General features: G+C 60.0%; 17 protein-coding genes. 14 read left to right on the forward strand and 3 right to left on the reverse strand.

The features are described 5' to 3' along the window. Nucleotides 1–3 precede the first annotated feature (3 nt). On the forward strand, nucleotides 4–447 hold the full coding sequence (locus AC515T_RS03995) for a type II toxin-antitoxin system RatA family toxin (RefSeq protein ID WP_496531528.1): 444 nt from the start codon (nucleotides 4–6) through the stop codon (nucleotides 445–447). After that, on the forward strand, nucleotides 444–746 hold the full coding sequence (locus AC515T_RS04000) for an RnfH family protein (RefSeq protein WP_122569133.1): 303 nt from the start codon (nucleotides 444–446) through the stop codon (nucleotides 744–746). Before AC515T_RS03995 ends, AC515T_RS04000 begins: the two co-directional genes overlap by 4 nt. Nucleotides 747–958: 212 nt before the next feature. Here the strand turns inward: AC515T_RS04000 and AC515T_RS04005 are convergent, their stop codons facing one another. Then, the gene (locus AC515T_RS04005; protein WP_496531529.1) at nucleotides 959–1,486 is read right to left on the reverse strand and encodes an outer membrane protein assembly factor BamE; all 528 of its coding nucleotides are present in this window, start codon (nucleotides 1,484–1,486) and stop codon (nucleotides 959–961) included. A gap of 97 nt (nucleotides 1,487–1,583) precedes the next feature. Between AC515T_RS04005 and fur the strand changes: the two genes are divergently transcribed. Next, nucleotides 1,584–1,988, forward strand: a complete 405-nt coding sequence (gene fur, locus AC515T_RS04010) for a ferric iron uptake transcriptional regulator (RefSeq protein ID WP_003197684.1) — start codon at nucleotides 1,584–1,586, stop codon at nucleotides 1,986–1,988. A gap of 75 nt (nucleotides 1,989–2,063) precedes the next feature. Here fur and recN read toward each other — a convergent pair whose 3' ends face one another. Further along, a complete protein-coding gene (recN, locus tag AC515T_RS04015) occupies nucleotides 2,064–3,737 on the reverse strand; it encodes a DNA repair protein RecN (RefSeq protein ID WP_496531530.1) in 1,674 nt (557 codons plus the stop codon). A 243-nt stretch (nucleotides 3,738–3,980) separates the two neighbouring features. On the opposite strand from recN, the gene grpE reads away from it, so the two are divergent. From grpE to AC515T_RS04055, 8 genes are all read left to right on the forward strand, one after another. Beyond that, on the forward strand, nucleotides 3,981–4,547 hold the full coding sequence (grpE, locus tag AC515T_RS04020; RefSeq protein ID WP_496531531.1) for a nucleotide exchange factor GrpE: 567 nt from the start codon (nucleotides 3,981–3,983) through the stop codon (nucleotides 4,545–4,547). Between the two features lie 101 nt (nucleotides 4,548–4,648). Then, the gene (gene dnaK, locus AC515T_RS04025) at nucleotides 4,649–6,565 is read left to right on the forward strand and encodes a molecular chaperone DnaK (RefSeq protein WP_014336568.1); all 1,917 of its coding nucleotides are present in this window, start codon (nucleotides 4,649–4,651) and stop codon (nucleotides 6,563–6,565) included. A 462-nt stretch (nucleotides 6,566–7,027) separates the two neighbouring features. Then, nucleotides 7,028–8,152 carry a molecular chaperone DnaJ gene (gene dnaJ / locus AC515T_RS04030; RefSeq protein WP_030139779.1) on the forward strand — a complete coding sequence of 375 codons (1,125 nt, stop codon included), beginning with the start codon at nucleotides 7,028–7,030 and terminating at the stop codon, nucleotides 8,150–8,152. A 9-nt stretch (nucleotides 8,153–8,161) separates the two neighbouring features. Then, nucleotides 8,162–8,968: a 4-hydroxy-tetrahydrodipicolinate reductase gene (dapB, locus tag AC515T_RS04035; protein ID WP_122569137.1), complete on the forward strand. Its 807-nt coding sequence runs from the start codon at nucleotides 8,162–8,164 to the stop codon at nucleotides 8,966–8,968. 255 nt (nucleotides 8,969–9,223) lie between these two features. Beyond that, nucleotides 9,224–10,360 (forward strand): glutamine-hydrolyzing carbamoyl-phosphate synthase small subunit, encoded by a 1,137-nt coding sequence (gene carA / locus AC515T_RS04040; protein ID WP_053118343.1) that lies wholly within the window; start codon nucleotides 9,224–9,226, stop codon nucleotides 10,358–10,360. Between the two features lie 105 nt (nucleotides 10,361–10,465). Continuing rightward, nucleotides 10,466–13,687, forward strand: a complete 3,222-nt coding sequence (carB, locus tag AC515T_RS04045) for a carbamoyl-phosphate synthase large subunit (RefSeq protein WP_122569139.1) — start codon at nucleotides 10,466–10,468, stop codon at nucleotides 13,685–13,687. Nucleotides 13,688–13,689: 2 nt separating this feature from the next. Next, on the forward strand, nucleotides 13,690–14,166 hold the full coding sequence (greA, locus tag AC515T_RS04050) for a transcription elongation factor GreA (RefSeq protein ID WP_030139783.1): 477 nt from the start codon (nucleotides 13,690–13,692) through the stop codon (nucleotides 14,164–14,166). A 28-nt stretch (nucleotides 14,167–14,194) separates the two neighbouring features. Continuing rightward, a complete protein-coding gene (locus tag AC515T_RS04055; RefSeq protein ID WP_092328556.1) occupies nucleotides 14,195–14,599 on the forward strand; it encodes an MFS transporter in 405 nt (134 codons plus the stop codon). 10 nt (nucleotides 14,600–14,609) lie between these two features. Here AC515T_RS04055 and AC515T_RS04060 read toward each other — a convergent pair whose 3' ends face one another. Continuing rightward, on the reverse strand, nucleotides 14,610–14,918 hold the full coding sequence (locus tag AC515T_RS04060; RefSeq protein WP_003177852.1) for a YhbY family RNA-binding protein: 309 nt from the start codon (nucleotides 14,916–14,918) through the stop codon (nucleotides 14,610–14,612). 105 nt (nucleotides 14,919–15,023) lie between these two features. Here AC515T_RS04060 and rlmE point away from each other — a divergent pair, with 105 nt between their 5' ends. The 3 genes from rlmE to folP all read left to right on the forward strand — a co-directional run bounded on the left by rlmE (nucleotide 15,024) and on the right by folP (nucleotide 18,628). Continuing rightward, on the forward strand, nucleotides 15,024–15,656 hold the full coding sequence (rlmE, locus tag AC515T_RS04065; RefSeq protein ID WP_496531532.1) for a 23S rRNA (uridine(2552)-2'-O)-methyltransferase RlmE: 633 nt from the start codon (nucleotides 15,024–15,026) through the stop codon (nucleotides 15,654–15,656). Between the two features lie 198 nt (nucleotides 15,657–15,854). Next, a complete protein-coding gene (ftsH, locus tag AC515T_RS04070) occupies nucleotides 15,855–17,768 on the forward strand; it encodes an ATP-dependent zinc metalloprotease FtsH (protein ID WP_496531533.1) in 1,914 nt (637 codons plus the stop codon). An 8-nt stretch (nucleotides 17,769–17,776) separates the two neighbouring features. Next, nucleotides 17,777–18,628 carry a dihydropteroate synthase gene (folP, locus tag AC515T_RS04075; protein WP_496531534.1) on the forward strand — a complete coding sequence of 284 codons (852 nt, stop codon included), beginning with the start codon at nucleotides 17,777–17,779 and terminating at the stop codon, nucleotides 18,626–18,628. Nucleotides 18,629–18,638: the final 10 nt, after the last annotated feature.

Raw genomic sequence — 18,638 nt, forward strand, 5'->3', positions numbered from 1 at the left:
TACATGACGACACATATTCAACGCTCGGCCTTGCTGCCCTACCCGGCGCAGGCGCTGTATGACCTGGTCAACGATGTGGCGAGCTACCCGGAGTTTTTGCCGTGGTGCTCATCCGCCGAGGTGCTGGAAAGCTCCGAAACCCAGATGCGCGCCAGTCTCAACATTGCCAAAAGCGGCTTGAGCCAGCGCTTCGTCACGCGTAATACGCTGGTGCCAGGACAGTCCATCGAAATGAACCTGGAAGAGGGGCCCTTCAATCAGCTCCACGGCGTCTGGGTGTTCAAGCCGCTGGGTGAAAAGGCCTGCAAGATCAGCCTGGACCTGTCGTTCGACTACGCCGGTCCGCTGGTGCGAGCGACGTTGGGGCCACTGTTCAATCAGGCCGCCAATACCTTGGTCGACGCGTTCTGCCTGCGGGCCAAGCAGAACGCAGAGCTCAAGCGTTGATTGAGATAGAAGTGGTGTATGCCGCAGTGGACCGCCAGGTCTTGCGCACCTGCGTGGTGCAGGAAGGCACCCGTGTTCGCGCGGCGCTGCTGGGCTCGGGGATTGCCGATGCATTCCCGGAGCTGGACCTGGCGACTTGCCCGGTGGGGATTTTTGGCAAGGTGGTTGCCGATCCAGATAATCAAGTGGTGCAGGCGGCTGATCGATTGGAGATTTATCGACCTTTGTTGGCTGATCCGAAGGAAATTCGTCGCCTGCGCGCGGCCAAGGCTGCCCTGGCGCGACAATCGGAGCAATAACCTGGTCTGAATCGCAATGTTGTTCTGTGAGTCATTGTGGCGAGGGAGCTTGCTCCCGCTTGAGTGCGAAGCGCTCACAAAGAAGGGCTGCTACGCAGCCCAGCGGGAGCAAGCTCCCTCGCCACGGATTCATCTACGTTCTTAAGTGAGTCGTATCCGCTGAATCGCAGGCAATAAAAAACCCGGCATGCCGGGTTTTTTCATGTCGCAATTTATTGCGGCGAGGTGTCCAGGGGCTCGGGTGTCGGGACCGGTACGGTCTCGACTTTGTCCACGTCCTTCTGGATCTGGTCCAGCAACGAACCTGGCTTGGCCGGTTTTTCCGGTTTCGGCTGTTCGGCATTCTGGGCCGGGTCGGTCACGGTGGTGCCGCTGTCCTGGCCCATGATGGCCTCGTCGCGGCTCACGCCGGGCATGAAATCGCCCGACAAACTGACGAGTTGGTCGTTAGAGTTGAAGATAACGCTGATGCGTTCCTGTTGGCGCTCACCGCCGCCTGGCTGCAAGCTGTACAGATAATCCCAGCGATCGGCATGGAACGTGTCGGTCAGCAGGGGGTTGCCCATGATAAACCGTACTTGCCGGCGGGTCATTCCCGGGCGTAACTGGTCTATCATGTCCTGCGTGACGACATTGCCCTGCTGGATGTCGATTTTGTAAACCCCGGGGAATGAACAACCGGCGAGTGCGAGCAGTCCCACAAAGGTGAAACTGGTTAGCAAGAGCTTGGTGTTTTGCATCGGTGGGCGACTTCCACTATCTTGGCTGGGACAACGTAAACGCCGATCATACCCGCATTAAGAGAAGCTGCGAAGCAGCATCGCGAGAAAGCTGACCATGGTTGAAAATAGCGAACTACGCAAAGCCGGCCTCAAAGTGACCCTGCCACGGGTCAAGATTCTACAAATGCTCGATTCCGCAGAGCAACGCCACATGAGTGCCGAGGATGTCTACAAGGCGCTTATGGAGGCTGGTGAGGACGTCGGTCTGGCCACGGTTTACCGTGTTCTGACCCAGTTCGAGGCAGCTGGCCTTGTGGTGCGACACAACTTCGACGGAGGCCATGCGGTCTTCGAACTGGACGACGGCAAGCATCACGACCATATGGTCAACGTCGAGACCAGTGAAGTCATCGAATTCTTCGACGAAGAAATCGAGCGGCTGCAGAAAGCAATCGTCGACAAGTATGGCTTCGAGATGGTTGATCACAATCTTGTGCTGTATGTACGCAAGAAAAAGTAAGCATGTCGCGCGGACTTGAGGTTCGCGAAACGAACGAAGGCGACCCCAGGGTCGCCTTCGTGCTTTCTGTCGTGCTCAGATTTTCGCGGTAACGACCATTTTTTTCGCGTGGGCCAGGGATTCCTTGGTGAGGTCGATCCCCCCGAGCATGCGCGCCACCTCTTCCACCCGCTCGTTTTTGTTGAGTTTGGACACGGCGGTGCGAGTAGCGTCCTCGCCACGCACTTTATGCACGAATAAATGCTGGTGTCCCTGGGCGGCGACCTGGGGTAGGTGAGTGACGGTCAGCACCTGGCCGCGTTCCCCCAGTCGGCGCAGCAGTTGGCCGACAGTTTCCGCGGTTGGACCACCGATGCCCACGTCCACTTCGTCGAATACCAGCGTCGGCACACGAGAGGTCTGCGCGGTAATGACCTGGATGGCCAGGCTGATCCGCGACAACTCACCGCCGGAGGCGACTTTGGCCAGGCCCTTGAGCGGTTGCCCGGGGTTGGCGCTGACCAGCAACTCAACCTGTTCCAGCCCATTGGGTTGGAGTTCGTCACCGGCGTTGGGGCGCAATTCGATGGTGAAGCGTCCGCCCGGCATGCCCAGGCGCTGGATCTCCTGCTCCACGGCACTGGCCAGCCCTGTCGCGGCCTGGCGTCGCAGTTCACTGAGCTCCTTGGCCTTTTCCTGGTAATGACGGGCATAGGAAGCCAGTTCGTCCCCCAGGCGCTCGATGGATTCATCGTTGGCGTTCAGGGTTTCCAGTTCTTCCAGCAGCCGCTGCTGGAGTTCGGCAACGTCGGTTGGCTGGATGCGGTGCTTGCGCGCCAGTGTATAGATGGTGTCCAGGCGCTCTTCCAGGTACTGCAGGCGTGCCGGGTCGGCGTCGAAGTGATCGAGGAAACGGTTCAGTTCCCCAACGGCTTCCTCGACCTGGATCTGCGCGCTCGTCAGCAGGTTGGTCGCTTCGTTCAGGGCGCCCACCGAGTTGTTCACGCTGGAGAGTCGGTTCAGGCTCGCTGTCAGGGCATTGAGCACATTGCCCGAATCGTTCTCGCTGCATTGTTCGACCACTTGGCGGCAGATGCCCAGCAAGGTTTCGGCGTTGGTCAGGTTCTTGTGTTCCTGCTCCAGTTCTTCCAGCTCATTTTCACCTAGGGCCAGGTTTTCCAGCTCTTCGAGCTGGTAGCTCAGCAACTGGTGACGGGCACGCTGTTCGTCGCCGGAGTTGGAGAGGCGGTCCAGTTCCTGCCGGGTCTGGCGCCAGCGCTGGGCGGCCAGTTGGACCTGCCGGGCCAGGTCGGTGGCGCCGGCGTATTCATCCAGCAGGCGACGATGGGTATCGGTCTTGAGCAGGGATTGGTGTTCATGCTGGCTGTGGATGTCGATCAACAGTTCGCCGAGGGCCTTGAGGTCGCCCAGGGGGCAGGGCGTGCCGTTGATGTAGCCTCGGGAGCGGCCTTCGGCGGTGATGACCCGGCGCAGGATGCACAGGCCGTCGGTGTCCAGGTCGCGCTCGGCCAGCCAGGCGCTGGCCTCGGGGATGTCGACCAAGTCGAACGTCGCCAGGATGTCGGCCTTGTCCGCTCCGGGGCGCACCACGCCGCTGTCGGCGCGGTCGCCCAGCGTCAGGCCCAGGGCGTCGAGCATGATCGACTTGCCCGCGCCGGTTTCACCGGTGATCACGCTCATGCCTCGATCGAGTTCGAGGTCGAGGTGTTCGACGATGGCGTAGTTGTGTACGGACAGGTGCACCAGCATAAGGCCGCTCCCAGGCTTTAGGTCTGGTTATTTATACAGTGTTTTGTTTCAGCCTGACAATGCCCGTGCTTAGCTCGATTTGCTTGGGAAAGTCATTTTCTTAGCGCCGCTAGGAATGATTATGCAGCTGCTTTTTGTAAGGTTAATTCGTCAGGTGGCCCTTGAAGCTGGAAAACCCGGCCCCATATACCGGGGCAGAAGCGCGAGTCGAGCTCGCGGACGAAGTTGAAAGGAGAAATCTCTATGGCTGACGAACAGACGCAGGACACGCAAAATCTAGACGCCAATCAGGCTTCCCAGGATTCCGGTGAAGACCTGGCGGCACGTGTACAAGTGCTCGAAGAGCAACTGGCCGGTGCGCAGGATCAGGCGTTGCGTGTAGCCGCCGACCTGCAGAATGTCCGCCGTCGCGCCGAGCAAGATGTGGAAAAGGCTCATAAATTCGCCCTGGAGCGCTTTGCTGGCGACCTGCTGCCGATCATCGACAGCCTGGAGCGCGGCCTGGAGCTGTCCAACCCGGACGACGAGAACATCCGTGCGATGCGTGAAGGCATCGAGCTGACCCTGAAAATGTTCCAGGACACCCTCAAGCGTTATCAGCTCGAAGCCCTGGATCCGCATGGCGAACCCTTCAACGCCGAGCATCACCAGGCCATGGCGATGCAGGAAAGTGCTGACGTCGAGCCAAACAGTGTTCTGAAGGTTTTCCAGAAAGGCTACCTGCTTAACGGCCGCCTGTTGCGCCCGGCCATGGTCGTGGTCAGCAAGGCGCCGGCACCGGTTTCGCCTTCTATCGACGAGCAGGCTTGAAATCGGGCGCAGCGGCCCCATCTATAAGTCAAGCGTTTAAGTGCTACCGCAGTTAGCCACCACTGCTGCGGCAACAAAATCCAAGTTCCGGGAGAGTTAACATGGGCAAGATTATCGGCATCGACCTGGGGACCACCAACTCGTGCGTCTCCGTGCTGGAAAACGGCAAGGCCAAGGTTATTGAAAACGCTGAAGGCGCGCGTACCACGCCGTCGATCATCGCGTACGCCAATGATGGCGAGATTCTGGTTGGCCAGTCGGCCAAGCGTCAGGCTGTGACCAATCCGCATAACACCCTGTACGCGGTGAAGCGTCTGATCGGTCGCAAGTTCGACGAAGAAGTCGTCCAGAAAGACATCAAGATGGTGCCTTACAAAATCGCCAAGGCTGACAACGGCGACGCCTGGGTTGAAGTGAACGGCCAGAAAATGGCGCCGCCACAGATCTCGGCTGAAATCCTCAAGAAAATGAAGAAAACCGCCGAAGACTACCTCGGCGAAGCGGTGACCGAGGCGGTCATTACGGTTCCTGCCTATTTCAACGACAGCCAGCGCCAGGCGACCAAAGACGCCGGCCGCATCGCGGGCCTGGACGTAAAACGTATCATCAACGAACCGACCGCAGCCGCTCTGGCCTACGGTATGGACAAGGCCAAGGGCGATCACACCGTGATCGTTTACGACCTGGGTGGCGGTACCTTCGACGTCTCGGTGATCGAGATCGCTGAAGTCGACGGCGAGCACCAGTTCGAAGTACTGGCAACCAACGGTGACACGTTCCTCGGTGGTGAAGACTTCGACATCCGCCTGATCGACTACCTCGTCGACGAGTTCAAGAAAGAAAGCGGCATGAACCTCAAGGGTGACCCGCTGGCCATGCAGCGCCTGAAGGAAGCCGCTGAAAAAGCCAAGATCGAACTGTCCTCGAGCCAGTCGACCGATGTGAACCTGCCGTACATCACCGCAGACGCCACCGGTCCTAAGCACCTGAACGTAAAAATCTCCCGCGCCAAGCTCGAAGCGCTGGTGGAAGACCTGGTTCAGCGCACCATCGAACCTTGCCGCATTGCCATGAAAGACGCCGGTATCGACGTTGGCTCGATCAACGACGTGATCCTGGTGGGCGGTCAGACCCGTATGCCGCTGGTTCAGAAGCTGGTCACCGACTTCTTCGGTAAAGAAGCGCGTAAGGACGTGAACCCGGACGAAGCCGTTGCCATGGGTGCTGCCATCCAGGGCGCCGTTCTGGCCGGTGACGTGAAGGACGTTCTGCTGCTCGACGTCAGCCCACTGACCCTGGGTATCGAAACCATGGGCGGCGTGATGACCGCGCTGATCGAGAAAAACACCACGATTCCTACCAAGAAATCCCAGGTGTTCTCGACGGCCGACGACAACCAGGGCGCCGTGACCATCCACGTGCTGCAAGGTGAGCGCAAGCAGGCTGCCCAGAACAAGTCCCTGGGCAAGTTCGACCTGGCCGAGATTCCGCCAGCGCCACGTGGCGTGCCACAAATCGAAGTGACCTTCGACATCGACGCCAACGGTATCCTGCACGTCGGCGCGAAAGACAAGGCCACCGGCAAGACCCAGTCGATCGTGATCAAGGCCAACTCCGGCCTGTCCGAGGAAGAAATTCAGCAGATGGTTCGCGACGCTGAAGTCAACGCCGAGGAAGACCGCAAGTTCGAAGAGCTGGCCAGCGCCCGTAACCAAGGCGACGCCCTGGTGCACTCGACCCGCAAGATGATCGCTGATGCTGGCGAGAAAGTGACCGCGGAAGAGAAAACCGCCATCGAAGCGGCCGTGGTTGCCCTGGAAGCTGCCGTGAAAGGCGATGACAAGGCCGCCATCGAAGCGAAGATCGAAGAGCTGTCCAAGGTCTCCGCGCCAGTGGCTCAGAAGATGTACGCCGAACAGGCCCAGCCTGCCGAAGGCGCGGCTGCGCAGGGCGAGTCGGCCGAGAAAGCCGACGATGTTGTCGATGCTGAGTTCGAAGAAGTGAAAGACCACAAGTAATCGCTTGTTGGTCGGCCGGTTGACTGCATTTGTGCGGTGGCTGGTAGGATGTCGCCGCGCGGGGGCTTGCTCCCGCGTTGGCGTGTCTGGAGCTAATGAATTTTTACAGCATGCGACAGTGTTCGGGTGTTGGCGGTGCGTTCGGGAATGCTCCTGCTTTCCGGCGATGGGCACTGCGTTTTGGCCGGGGCCCTGGCTGAAAGATATGGGTTTGTAGGAGAAGTCGCCGAGCGGCGATCAGGCAAGGCGAAAGCAGGCGAGAAAGCGGAGTTTACTTTAGTAAATGAGCATTTCGAGCCTGCTTTCAACGCCCCCTGATCGTCGCGCAGGCACTTCTCCTGCAAACCCAAGACCAGGATCGTTGAATTGACGTGTGTTGGGTCCGGGCCTGCATTGGGGCTCAACGAGTTTGGCAAGGTTCAGGAGAGGTTTGCCGGACGTCCTATAAGAGTGCAAAGACTAATGGCGAAGCGTGATTTTTACGAAGTATTGGGTGTCGAGCGGGGGGCCAGCGAGGCAGAGCTGAAAAAGGCTTATCGTCGCCTGGCGATGAAGCACCACCCGGACCGTAATCCCGGCGATAAAGCGTCGGAAGAGATGTTCAAGGAAGCCAACGAGGCTTACGAAGTTCTGTCCGATTCCAGCAAGCGCGCGGCCTACGACCAGTACGGGCATGCCGGCGTCGACCCGAGCATGGGTGGCGGCGGTGCCGGTTTCGGCGGCCAGAACTTCTCCGATATTTTCGGTGATGTGTTCAGCGATTTCTTCGGCGGCGGTCGTGGCGGTGCCCGTGGTGGCGCTCAGCGTGGCAGTGACCTGCGCTACACGCTGGAGTTGAACCTGGAAGAGGCGGTGCGCGGTACCACCGTCAATATCCGTGTGCCGACACTGGTCAACTGCAAGCCGTGCGATGGCTCGGGTGCCAAGAAGGGCTCCTCGCCCGTGACCTGCCCGACTTGCGGCGGCATCGGCCAGGTTCGCATGCAACAGGGCTTCTTCTCGGTCCAACAGACCTGCCCGCGTTGCCATGGCCAAGGCAAGATCATTTCCGACCCGTGCGACTCCTGCCACGGCGAAGGGCGCGTCGAAGAGTACAAGACGCTGTCGGTCAAAGTGCCGGCCGGTGTCGATACCGGTGACCGCATTCGCCTGTCTGGCGAAGGCGAGGCGGGTGCCCAGGGTGGCCCGACTGGCGACCTGTATGTGGTCATCAACGTGCGAGAGCATGCGATTTTCCAGCGCGACGGCAAGCACCTGTTCTGCGAAGTGCCGATCAGCTTCGTCGATGCAGCCTTGGGTGGCGAGCTCGAGATCCCGACCCTCGACGGTCGCGTCAAGCTGAAGATCCCCGAGGGCACGCAGACCGGCAAGCAGTTCCGGATTCGTGGCAAAGGCGTCGCGCCAGTGCGTGGCGGTGGTGCGGGTGATCTGATGTGCCGTGTGGCGGTGGAGACGCCGGTCAACTTGAGTCGGCGCCAGCGTGAGCTGTTGGAGGAGTTCCGCAGCTCGCTGGCCGATGACAACAGCCACTCTCCGAAAACCACCGGTTGGTTCGAAGGCGTGAAGCGCTTCTTCGGCGACCTGTAAGGAGTTCGCATGCGACGTATAGCTGTGATGGGCGCTGCGGGGCGCATGGGCAAGGCGCTGGTCGAGGCGGTGCAGCAGCGCTCGCCACTCTCCGGCCTGACGGCGGCCATCGTGCGGCCCGACAGTACGCTGGTGGGCGCCGATGCTGGCGAGCTGGCCTCGCTGGGGCGTATCGGCGTGCCGATGTCCGGCGGCCTGGAGAAAGTGCTCGACGAGTTCGATGTGCTGATCGATTTCACCCTGCCGGAAGTGATGCTGAAAAACCTCACGATCTGCCGCAAGCACGGCAAGGCCATGGTGATCGGTACGACGGGGCTGGATGCTGCGCAAAAGCAATTGCTGGCCGATGCGGGCAAAGACATTCCGATCGTGTTCGCGGCGAACTTCAGCGTGGGCGTGAACCTGTCGCTGAAACTGCTGGACATGGCGGCCCGGGTCTTGGGTGACGATGCCGATATCGAAATCATCGAGGCCCATCACCGGCACAAGATCGACGCGCCTTCGGGAACGGCCTTGCGCATGGGTGAAGTGATTGCCGATGCGCTGGGGCGTGATCTGCAGAAAGTCGCCGTGTACGGGCGTGAAGGGCATACCGGTGCCCGTGAGCGCGATACCATCGGTTTCGCCACTGTGCGCGGTGGCGATGTGGTGGGTGACCATACCGTGTTGTTCGCCACTGAAGGCGAGCGCCTGGAGATCACCCACAAGGCATCCAGTCGGATGACCTTTGCCAAGGGCGCTGTACGTGCCGCGCTGTGGCTGGATGGCCGTGAGCCCGGTTTGTACGACATGCAGGACGTTCTCGACCTGCGTTGATGCCATTGAGGGCGGGGTTCAGGTTATACTGCGCCCCGTTTTACACCGCTTCGCGACGGCCTGTCGCATTCCCCTGCCTTTAAGGCTCATTAGCGGTGGACCAAAAAAGCCTTTTTCTGTAAGCTACAGCTTTAGTGTGTCCACTAAAAGCGCGCAGAATAATTCAGTGAACAAGCGGGGTGACGTGTCCATACGTCACTCCGCTTTTTTACAACCTGCGATCGCCCTTTCAGGCTTTATTTACGGGAGGTCTTCTTGACTAAGCCAGCCATACTCGCCCTTGCTGATGGCAGCATTTTTCGCGGCGAAGCCATTGGAGCCGACGGTCAGACCGTTGGTGAGGTGGTGTTTAACACCGCAATGACCGGCTATCAGGAAATTCTTACCGATCCTTCCTACGCCCAGCAAATCGTTACCCTGACTTACCCGCACATCGGCAACACCGGCACCACGCCGGAAGACGCCGAGTCCGATCGTGTCTGGTCCGCCGGCCTGGTCATCCGTGACTTGCCGTTGGTAGCGAGCAACTGGCGTAACACGATGTCCCTGTCCGATTACCTGAAAGCCAACAATGTCGTGGCGATCGCCGGTATCGACACCCGCCGCCTGACCCGCATCCTTCGGGAAAAAGGCGCGCAGAACGGCTGCATCATGGCTGGCGACAACATTTCCGAAGAAGCCGCCATCGCCGCTGCCCAGGGGTTCCCTGGCCTCAAGGGCATGGATCTGGCGAAAGTCGTCAGCACCCAGAAACAATACGAATGGCGCTCCACGGTCTGGGACCTGAAGACCGACAGTCACGCGACGATCGAGGCCTCCGAGCTGCCCTACCACGTGGTGGCATACGACTACGGCGTCAAGCTGAACATCCTGCGCATGCTGGTCGAGCGTGGCTGCCGCGTCACCGTGGTGCCGGCCCAGACCCCGGCCGCCGACGTCCTGGCCCTCAAGCCCGACGGCGTGTTCCTGTCCAACGGCCCGGGTGACCCGGAGCCTTGCGACTACGCGATCCAGGCGATCAAGGACGTGCTGGAAACCGAGATCCCGGTATTCGGTATCTGCCTCGGTCACCAGCTGCTGGCCCTCGCTTCGGGCGCCAAGACCTTGAAAATGGGCCACGGCCACCACGGTGCCAACCACCCGGTGCAGGACCTGGATACCGGCGTGGTGATGATCACCAGCCAGAACCACGGTTTTGCGGTGGATGAAGCGACCCTGCCGGCCAATGTGCGTGCGATTCACAAGTCGCTGTTCGACGGCACGCTGCAAGGTATCGAGCGGACCGACAAGAGCGCGTTCAGCTTCCAGGGCCACCCTGAAGCGAGCCCGGGCCCGAACGATGTAGCGCCCCTGTTCGATCGCTTCATCAACGAGATGGCCAAGCGACGCTGACCGCGTGAAGCCCGAGGGCGGCCCCGAGTGCGGCGGCCCCCTCGGGCGCTTCAAAGATTGTTCGACGGCCTAGCCGACTGACCTGCGGATTTGAGTGACAAACCCATGCCAAAACGTACAGACATAAAAAGCATCCTGATTCTCGGCGCTGGCCCGATCGTGATCGGCCAGGCCTGCGAATTCGACTACTCCGGCGCCCAGGCCTGTAAAGCCCTGCGCGAAGAGGGTTACCGCGTCATTCTGGTGAACTCCAACCCAGCCACCATCATGACCGACCCGGCCATGGCCGACGCCACCTACATCGAGCCGATCAAGTGGCAGACCGTTGCCAAGATCATCGAGAAGGAACGCCCGGACGCGCTGCTGCCGACCATGGGCGGCCAGACCGCGCTGAACTGCGCCCTGGATCTGGAGCGCGAAGGCGTCCTGGAGAAGTTCGGTGTGGAAATGATCGGCGCCAACGCCGACACCATCGACAAGGCCGAGGACCGTTCGCGCTTCGACAAGGCGATGAAATCCATCGGCCTGGACTGTCCACGCTCGGGCATCGCCCACAGCATGGAAGAGGCCAACGCCGTCCTGGAACGCCTCGGCTTCCCATGCATCATCCGTCCATCCTTCACCATGGGCGGCACCGGTGGCGGCATCGCCTACAACCGTGAAGAATTCGAAGAAATCTGCGCCCGTGGTCTCGACTTGTCGCCGACCAAGGAACTGCTGATCGACGAATCCCTGATCGGCTGGAAAGAATATGAAATGGAAGTTGTCCGCGACAAAAAGGACAACTGCATCATCGTCTGCTCCATCGAGAATTTCGACCCGATGGGCGTGCACACCGGTGACTCGATCACCGTCGCACCGGCCCAGACCCTGACCGACAAGGAATACCAGATCCTGCGTAACGCCTCCCTGGCGGTACTGCGTGAGATCGGCGTGGAAACCGGCGGTTCCAACGTCCAGTTCGGCATCTGCCCGAACACCGGTCGCATGGTGGTCATCGAGATGAACCCGCGGGTATCCCGTTCGTCGGCCCTGGCGTCCAAGGCCACCGGTTTCCCGATTGCCAAGGTCGCCGCCAAGCTGGCCGTGGGCTACACCCTGGACGAACTGTCGAACGACATCACCGGCGGCAAGACCCCGGCGTCCTTCGAGCCGTCCATCGACTACGTCGTGACCAAGCTGCCGCGCTTCGCCTTCGAGAAGTTCGCCAAGGCCGATGCCCGCCTGACCACTCAAATGAAGTCGGTCGGTGAAGTCATGGCCATCGGCCGGACCTTCCAGGAATCCCTGCAGAAAGCCCTGCGCGGCCTCGAAGTGGGCGTCTGTGGCCTCGATCCGAAGCTGGACCTGAACGATCCGGAAAGCATGAGCGTGCTCAAGCGCGAGCTGACCGTGCCGGGTGCCGAGCGTATCTGGTACGTGGCCGATGCCTTCCGCGCTGGCATGACCGTCGAGCAGATCTTCGGCATGAACATGATCGACCCTTGGTTCCTGGTACAGATCGAAGATCTGATCAAGGAAGAAGAGAAGGTCAAGACCCTGGGCATGTCCAGCATCAATCGCGACACGATGTTCCGCCTCAAGCGCAAGGGCTTCTCCGACATGCGCCTGGCCAAGCTGCTGGGTGTGACCGAGAAGAGCCTGCGCGCCCATCGTCACAAGCTGGAAGTGTTCCCGGTCTACAAGCGCGTCGACACCTGCGCGGCCGAGTTCGCCACCGACACCGCCTACCTGTACTCCACGTACGAAGAAGAGTGCGAAGCCGCGCCATCGACCCGGGACAAGATCATGATCCTGGGGGGCGGTCCTAACCGGATCGGCCAGGGCATCGAGTTCGACTACTGCTGCGTACACGCGGCACTGGCCCTGCGCGACGACGGTTACGAGACCATCATGGTCAACTGCAACCCGGAAACCGTGTCCACCGACTACGACACCTCCGATCGCCTGTACTTCGAACCCGTGACCCTGGAAGACGTGCTGGAAATCGTCCGCGTCGAGAAGCCAAAAGGGGTGATCGTCCAGTACGGCGGCCAGACGCCGCTGAAACTGGCTCGCGCCCTCGAAGCCGCCGGTGTGCCGATCATCGGTACCAGCCCGGATGCGATCGACCGTGCCGAAGACCGTGAGCGCTTCCAGCAAATGGTCGAGCGCCTGAACCTGCGTCAGCCGCCAAACGCCACCGTGCGCAGCGAAGACGAAGCGATTCGTGCCGCCGCCAAGATCGGTTATCCGCTGGTGGTGCGTCCGTCCTATGTACTGGGCGGCCGAGCGATGGAAATCGTCTATCAGGAAGACGAACTCAAGCGTTACCTGCGCGAAGCGGTCCAGGTGTCCAACGACAGCCCGGTGCTGCTGGACCACTTCCTCAACTGCGCCATCGAAATGGACGTGGACGCGGTCAGCGACGGCAAGGACGTGGTGATCGGCGCGATCATGCAGCACATCGAGCAGGCCGGTGTTCACTCCGGTGACTCCGCCTGTTCGCTGCCGCCTTACTCGCTGCCGGCGCACATCCAGGACGAGATGCGCGAACAGGTCAAGAAAATGGCCCTGGAACTGGGCGTCGTCGGCCTGATGAACGTGCAACTGGCCCTGCAGGGCGAAGACATCTACGTCATCGAAGTCAACCCGCGCGCTTCCCGGACCGTGCCGTTCGTCTCCAAGTGCATCGGTGTTTCCCTGGCGATGATCGCAGCACGGGTCATGGCCGGCAAAACCCTGAAAGAGCTGAACTTCACCAAAGAAATCATTCCGAACTTCTACAGCGTGAAAGAGGCGGTGTTCCCGTTCGCCAAGTTCCCTGGCGTGGACCCGATCCTCGGCCCGGAAATGAAGTCCACCGGTGAAGTGATGGGCGTGGGCGATACCTTCGGTGAAGCGTTCGCCAAGGCCCAGATGGGTGCCAGCGAAGTGTTGCCGACTGGTGGCACGGCGTTCATCAGCGTGCGTGATGACGACAAGCCACTGGTTGCAGGCGTAGCCCGTGATCTGATCAACTTGGGCTTCGAAGTGGTCGCCACTGCCGGTACTGCCAGGCTGATCGAAGCCGCAGGCCTGAAAGTGCGCCGCGTGAACAAGGTGACCGAGGGGCGTCCGCACGTGGTCGACATGATCAAGAATGACGAAGTCACGCTGATCATCAACACCACCGAAGGTCGTCAATCGATCGCCGATTCCTACTCCATTCGTCGCAATGCGCTGCAGCACAAGATCTACTGCACCACGACCATTGCGGCAGGCGAAGCGATCTGCGAAGCGCTCAAGTTCGGTCCCGAGAAGACCGTACGTCGCTTGCAGGATCTACATGCAGGATTGAAGGCATGAGCATAACCAAATACCCGATGACTGTTCAGGGCGCGAAGGCCCTGGAAGAAGAACACGCTTTCCTGACCAAGGTCGAGCGCCCACGCTTGAGCCAGGCTATCGGTGAAGCGCGTGAGCTGGGCGATCTCAAGGAAAACGCTGAGTACCACGCTGCCCGAGAGGAGCAGGGGATGGTCGAGGCGCGTGTCCGTGACATCGAAGGCCGAATGCAGAATGCGGTGATCATCGATGTCACGACGATTCCACATACCGGCAAAGTGATTTTCGGCACTACCGTGGAAATCGCCAACGTCGAGACCGATGAAAGCGTGACTTACCAGATCGTTGGCGAGGACGAGGCTGACATCAAGCTCGGCAAGATTTCCGTCGGTTCACCCATTGCTCGTGCCTTGATTGCCAAGGAAGAGGGCGATGTCGTGGCGGTGAAGACACCGGGTGGTGTCATCGAGTATGAGATTGTCGAAGTCCGTCACATCTGAACGAAGGCGCCCGCTGCGAGCGGGCGCCATGATCTGGCAGCTCACCCAGATGTTGTGGGTGGGCGGCGTCTGGTTGCTGCACATCGGTTTGCTGCCGGTGCTGGGTCGAGTGGGCCTGGCACCGCTGCTCATCGATGAAATCGCAGGCATGCTGACGGCGCTGCTGGTGGGTTTTTCCGCGGCGTGCGTAATGTTTCAGGCGTTGGTGCTGGTTCAGGCCGAGGGCCTTGCCAGTCTATGGCGCGACATTCGTGGGCAATTGCTGCTCATGTCGTTGTACGCGTGTGGGATGTTCTTTGCCGTACATCTTGGCTGGCCGGATGCGAGCCAATGGCAGGTATTCAGTTACCTGGTGCTGGGTTTTTCCGGTTTGGTGCTGGTGTTGCAGCCGGTTCCCGGATGGAGTGGCAGGGTGTGCGAGGCACACCCTTGACCCTTTGGTATCACTTGAAGCGGTGAACGTTCGACAGTTGCTTGTTGACGCTGAAATTCTTGCGATAAATCAGCGCCATCTTGCCGATGACCTGCACCAGGTCTGCCTTGCCGGTTTTGCACAGTTCGGCAACGGCAGCCAGGCGGGCTTCGCGATCGAGGATGTTGAGCTTGATCTTGATCAGCTCGTGATCGCCCAAGGCGCGTTCCAGTTCGGCGAGTACACCTTCAGTCAAACCGTTGTCAGCCACAGTCAAAACCGGTTTCAGATGGTGGCCAATGGATTTGTATTGTTTCTTCTGCTCTTGAGTGAGCGGCATAATCTGACCCCTGCGTCTGATCTTGTAAAAAGCGGCGGCCAGTTTACCCGAGCAAGTCCGGGACCGCCCACTTAATCACGACCCGTTTTATTTTTGAGGTGGCCCGTGGCCCGTTCCAAGACAAGTCTTAAATGGCTGCAAGAGCATTTCAACGACCCATTCGTGAAGATGGCGCAAAAAGACGGGTATCGTTCCCGCGCCAGCTACAAGCTGCTGGAGATTCAGGAAAGAGACCGTTTGATCCGTCCAGGCATGAGCGTGATCGACTTGGGCGCCGCCCCGGGCGGCTGGTCCCAAGTGACCAGTCGTCTGATTGGTGGACAAGGCACACTGATCGCTTCCGATATCCTGGAAATGGACAGCATCCCGGATGTGACCTTCATTCAGGGCGACTTTACCGAGGACGCCGTGCTGGCGCAGATCCTTGAAGCGGTTGGAAAAAACGAGGTGGACCTTGTGATTTCCGATATGGCCCCCAATATGAGTGGATTGGCATCTGTTGATATGCCGCGATCGATGTTCCTGTGCGAGTTGGCACTGGATCTTGCGACTCGGGTGTTGAAGCCAGGTGGTGATTTTTTGATCAAGGTCTTCCAGGGTGAAGGCTTCGACGAATACCACAAGAGCGTGCGCAAGCAGTTCGAGAAGGTCACGGCGCGCAAGCCGAAATCATCGCGTGATCGCTCCCGTGAGCAATACCTGCTTGGCCGCGGTTTCCGTGGTCGCAGTGAGGAATAAGAGGTTTTTCGACCGGGGCGATAGGTTTTTCGTATTTCGTCCCGTGAGCATTAGCGAATATTGTAGAAAGTGTTTCACAAAGGGTTACAGACGGCGCCTGCCAGAGTGGTAGGTAATGTAGTAAGTTAGGCCGGTGAATATCATGCGAAGCGCGCGCCAGTAGCGGAGCTTGCTTCAGAGGGTAGTTAATTGAACGATATGGCAAAGAATCTGATCCTGTGGTTGATCATCGCCGCTGTCCTGGTGACCGTGATGAACAACTTCTCCAGCCCTAACGAGCCGCAGACCCTCAACTATTCCGACTTCATCCAGCAGGTCAAGGATGGCAAGGTCGAGCGCGTAGCCGTTGATGGCTATGTGATTACCGGCAAGCGCACCGATGGCGACAGCTTCAAGACCATTCGTCCGGCAATCCAGGACAATGGCCTGATCGGCGACCTGGTGGACAACCATGTCGTGGTCGAAGGCAAGCAGCCTGAGCAGCAAAGCATCTGGACCCAGCTTCTGGTGGCCAGCTTCCCGATCCTGGTGATCATCGCCGTGTTCATGTTCTTCATGCGCCAGATGCAGGGCGGTGGCGGTGGCAAGGGCGGGCCGATGAGCTTTGGCAAGAGCAAGGCCCGACTACTTTCCGAAGACCAGGTGAAAACCACCCTGGCCGACGTCGCAGGCTGCGACGAAGCCAAGGAAGAAGTGGGCGAACTGGTCGAGTTCCTGCGCGATCCGGGCAAGTTCCAGCGCCTGGGCGGTCGTATTCCACGTGGCGTGCTGATGGTGGGCCCGCCAGGCACTGGTAAAACCTTGCTGGCCAAGGCGATTGCCGGTGAAGCCAAGGTTCCGTTCTTCACGATTTCCGGTTCCGACTTCGTCGAAATGTTCGTCGGCGTGGGCGCCAGTCGTGTCCGCGACATGTTCGAGCAGGCCAAGAAACACGCACCGTGCATCATCTTCATCGACGAAATCGACGCGGTTGGTCGCCATCGTGGCGCCGGCATGGGTGGCGGTCACGACGAGCGCGAACAGACCCTCAACCAGTTGCTGGTCGAGATGGACGGTTTCGAAATGAATGACGGCATCATCGTGATCGCCGCCACCAACCGTCCTGACGTGCTCGACCCTGCGCTGTTGCGTCCAGGTCGTTTCGACCGCCAGGTCGTGGTGGGGCTGCCGGACATACGGGGTCGCGAGCAGATCCTCAAGGTCCATATGCGCAAGGTGCCCATGGGCGACGACGTTGCTCCGGGCGTCATCGCACGTGGTACGCCGGGCTTTTCCGGTGCCGACCTGGCGAACCTGGTCAACGAAGCGTCGCTGTTCGCCGCACGTACCGGCAAGCGCGTCGTGGAGATGAAGGAATTCGAGCTGGCCAAGGACAAGATCATGATGGGCGCCGAGCGCAAATCCATGGTCATGTCGGAGAAGGAAAAGCAGAACACCGCGTATCACGAGGCGGGTCACGCGATCGTCGGTCGTGTCGTGCCCGAGCATGATCCGGTCTACAAGGTCTCGATCATCCCGCGCGGTCGCGCCCTGGGCGTGACCATGTTCCTGCCGGAAGAGGATCGCTACAGCCTGTCCAAGCGTGCGTTGATCAGCCAGATCTGTTCGTTGTACGGCGGCCGTATCGCTGAAGAGATGACGCTGGGTTTCGACGGTGTCACCACGGGTGCATCCAACGACATCATGCGCGCCAGTCAGATCGCCCGGAATATGGTCACCAAATGGGGCCTGTCCGAGAAGCTGGGGCCGCTGATGTATGCCGAAGAAGAAGGGGAAGTGTTCCTCGGTCGTGGTGGCGGTGGCCAGCATGCAAGCTTCTCCGGCGAGACGGCCAAGCTGATCGATTCCGAAGTGCGCAGCATCATCGACCAGTGTTATGGCACTGCCCGACAGATCCTTACGGACAACCGTGACAAGCTCGATGCCATGGCCGATGCCCTGATGAAGTACGAAACCATCGATGCCGAGCAGATCGACGACATCATGGCGGGTCGCGAGCCTCGCGAGCCCCGTGACTGGTCGGGCGGCGGTACCGGTACCTCCGGTACACCTCCGGCGGTACAGGGTGAGCGTCCGGAAACACCGATTGGCGGTCCGGCCGCTGATGTCTAAGGCTTGAAATGACTTCTGTTCAGTCCTCGACCCGGTTGCCCTGCGGCAACCGGGTTCTTGATTTGGCCCATGCGCATGTCATGGGCATTCTCAATGTCACGCCTGATTCCTTTTCCGATGGTGGTCGATTCAGCCAGCTCGATGCTGCGCTGCGGCATGCCGAGGCCATGGTGGCCGCTGGCGCAACACTGATCGATGTGGGCGGTGAATCGACCCGGCCGGGCGCGCGCGCGGTCTCGCCCACCGAAGAGCTGGAGCGGGTGGCGCCGATTGTCGAGCGCATTCATCGCGAACTCGATGTCATTATCTCGGTTGATACGTCCACGCCTGCGGTCATGCGCGAGACTGCGCGACTGGGAGCGGGCCTGATCAATGATGTTCGCGCCTTGCGGCGCGACGGTGCCCTGGATGCCGCGGCGGCCACCGGGTTGCCGGTGTGCCTGATGCATATGCTCGGCGAGCCGGGGACCATGCAGAACGACCCGCACTATGATGATGTGACCCGGGAGGTGGGTGAGTTCCTGGTGGCGCGTCTGGACCAGTGTGCTGCCGTGGGCATTCCCGCCGAGCGGATCATCCTTGATCCCGGGTTCGGCTTTGCCAAGACATTGGCTCACAACCTGAGCCTGTTCAAACATATGGAAGCCTTGCATGCCCTGGGGCGGCCCCTGTTGGTTGGGGTCTCGCGAAAGAGCATGATAGGCAATGCCCTGGGTCGCCCGGTGGGAGAGCGCCTGTATGGCGGTCTCGCCCTTGCGGCCTTGGCACTTACCAAAGGTGCACGCATATTGCGCGTGCACGATGTAGCCGAAACGATGGATGTCGTGCGGATGATCGCAGCTGTGGATTCAGCCGAATAAGAATGACGGA

The organism is Pseudomonas sp. FSO-7, assembly GCF_059579345.1.

Excerpts from the sequence above, each read along its gene's own strand:
- ftsH (WP_496531533.1), top strand. The coding sequence starts at position 15,855 with ATGGCAAAGAATCTGATCCTGTGGTTGATCATCGCCGCTGTCCTGGTG.
- carB (WP_122569139.1), top strand. The coding sequence starts at position 10,466 with ATGCCAAAACGTACAGACATAAAAAGCATCCTGATTCTCGGCGCTGGC.
- dnaK (WP_014336568.1), top strand. The coding sequence starts at position 4,649 with ATGGGCAAGATTATCGGCATCGACCTGGGGACCACCAACTCGTGCGTC.
- grpE (WP_496531531.1), top strand. The coding sequence starts at position 3,981 with ATGGCTGACGAACAGACGCAGGACACGCAAAATCTAGACGCCAATCAG.
- folP (WP_496531534.1), top strand. The coding sequence starts at position 17,777 with ATGACTTCTGTTCAGTCCTCGACCCGGTTGCCCTGCGGCAACCGGGTT.
- fur (WP_003197684.1), top strand. The coding sequence starts at position 1,584 with ATGGTTGAAAATAGCGAACTACGCAAAGCCGGCCTCAAAGTGACCCTG.
- AC515T_RS04055 (WP_092328556.1), top strand. The coding sequence starts at position 14,195 with ATGATCTGGCAGCTCACCCAGATGTTGTGGGTGGGCGGCGTCTGGTTG.
- recN (WP_496531530.1), bottom strand. The coding sequence starts at position 3,737 with ATGCTGGTGCACCTGTCCGTACACAACTACGCCATCGTCGAACACCTC.
- AC515T_RS03995 (WP_496531528.1), top strand. The coding sequence starts at position 4 with ATGACGACACATATTCAACGCTCGGCCTTGCTGCCCTACCCGGCGCAG.
- dnaJ (WP_030139779.1), top strand. The coding sequence starts at position 7,028 with ATGGCGAAGCGTGATTTTTACGAAGTATTGGGTGTCGAGCGGGGGGCC.
- AC515T_RS04005 (WP_496531529.1), bottom strand. The coding sequence starts at position 1,486 with ATGCAAAACACCAAGCTCTTGCTAACCAGTTTCACCTTTGTGGGACTG.
- AC515T_RS04060 (WP_003177852.1), bottom strand. The coding sequence starts at position 14,918 with ATGCCGCTCACTCAAGAGCAGAAGAAACAATACAAATCCATTGGCCAC.
- dapB (WP_122569137.1), top strand. The coding sequence starts at position 8,162 with ATGCGACGTATAGCTGTGATGGGCGCTGCGGGGCGCATGGGCAAGGCG.